This is a genomic window from Thiomicrospira microaerophila (assembly GCF_000934765.1).
GTDB lineage: Bacteria > Pseudomonadota > Gammaproteobacteria > Thiomicrospirales > Thiomicrospiraceae > Thiomicrospira > Thiomicrospira microaerophila.
Map to the genome: position 1 here is coordinate 1 of NZ_JYNN01000096.1, position 1800 is coordinate 1800.

The following is a 1800-nucleotide window of genomic DNA, read 5'->3' on the forward strand; positions in this document are numbered from 1 at the left end:
TGGCTAATAAAACCACCACAGAGCGCCGTTGCTTTATAAGTTCACACCCTGCGGATGCAAAACGGCTTGGACAATATATTCGCCAACACTGGGGGATTGAGAACAGCTTACACTGGGTGCTGGATATGGCATTCAATGAAGACCAGTCACGTGCTCGAATCGGTCATGCCGCTGAAAATCTAGCGATAATTCGGCGTTTAAGCTTGAATTTATTACGTCATGCGAAGGGTTCAAAGCTGGGCGTAAAGAATAAACGACTACAAGCTTGTTGCGATGACGGATTCAGAGAGTCGATCTTGCAACTCTCTCCCATTGATACTGAAAAAAAGGGTGAAGTTTTAGGTAGCTTTTTATAGTGCGATTGCTCTGCATCAAGACGTCAAAACAAAAGCTGAAAAGCTTGGTTAAGCCTCGCGCAAATTTGTCATTCATTAATTGACGTAACTTATTGTAAATTTCCAGTCCGAACCAAACGAACATTAATTGGAATAGAGTGCTTGCGATGAGCGTAGCTGTCGGCACCATTATGAAAGTAGACAGCCCACACTTGATCACCATACCCCAAAGCGGGTGAAGCAGACCAATACCAACTTACTGCCGTATTCGGAAACACCGAAGAAAAAATCGTTGGTTGCTGATAGCTACCCTCACATCCACCATCAAGTTGCTTTCTTCCCTGCTTAGCTATTTGTCCGTTTTCATCGAGTTTGCTTTCTCGTTGTTGGCCAGAGCTGCAATATACAAGCGTCTGTAGTTCGTCCATTGTAGGCAAACGCCAATCAGTTTTATTTGCAAAATGGGCTTGTTTTGCGGCATCTTCAGCCTGGCTAAATCTGTAACGATTAGCACGCCCCATACAACTGCTCCCAGTCCAATCTTGCCCCAAACTACAACGCATCCAAGTTACATCGTTTAACTTATCATAAACTGTCCCATTACTGTTAACTACATAACGTTCTATGTAAGGTCTATCTATGCGCTCTCGCCTCGCTTTTTCTTCAGCTTCAGCTTTCTCTCTTGCAATACGTGCATTTTGTTCAGCCTCTTGCCTGGCAATAATACCTAAAGGAGTAAGGTTAATTGTTAAATTAATTCTTAGTGCAGGTGATGTAAAATCTACAACAGTAAAGTTTTTTCTCTCGCCACGATATTCATGATACTCATCTATCGGCTTAACAAGTTGAATATGATAAGTACCTTCTGCAATTTTTACATCAAAGGTTTCTCTTGAACTAGAAGGTGTTTCACCGCGAAAATGGCCATTAATAAATACTTTCGATCCGGGTACATTCGATGAAATTCTTAATGTAGCAGAATCATCGGTCGGTCGCATGAGTTGTTCTGGACTCACAATAAACCCTTGACCCAATTGACTTGACACACCTGCCTGAACTTGATGACCTCCAATTAGCATCAATGAACCAAGTGAAATAGCTATTATTTTCCTAAATTTAGATTTAAGCTTCTCTTGTTGATTTCTCAAACATATCGTTATCATAGTATCAAACCTTTTGTTTATATTGGCATCTTCATTTATTAAATTATGGCTAATAAAACCGCTTATTAAAATCACCCCATTACACTTTCAAGCTATTACCTGCAATAGCTACCTTGCACTTCAATTATTGCTAAAAAAGCCTATACTAGCCTGAATATTTCATAAAAATGGTGAAGATCTCATAACTTGTTGATATAATTAAGTTTAAACCAAAAAACTTTCGTAAACAACAATAGCGAGCTCACCATGCGTAATACTAACCCAAATACACTCCGTTTTCCAGCTATCAATGCCAAAACAAT

At 39.9% G+C, this 1800-nt stretch carries 2 protein-coding genes; one reads left to right on the forward strand and one right to left on the reverse strand.

What is annotated here, in order from left to right:
* On the forward strand, positions 1-356 hold a 356-nt coding region (locus NA59_RS15855; RefSeq protein ID WP_044413531.1), incomplete at its 5' end, for an ISAs1 family transposase.
* Between the two features lie 89 nt (positions 357-445).
* On the opposite strand, the gene NA59_RS14560 is transcribed toward NA59_RS15855, so the two are convergent.
* Complete coding sequence (locus NA59_RS14560) at positions 446-1573, reverse strand: Lcl domain-containing protein (RefSeq protein WP_052501686.1); 1128 nt, start codon at positions 1571-1573, stop codon at positions 446-448.
* Between the last annotated feature and the right edge of the window lie 227 nt (positions 1574-1800).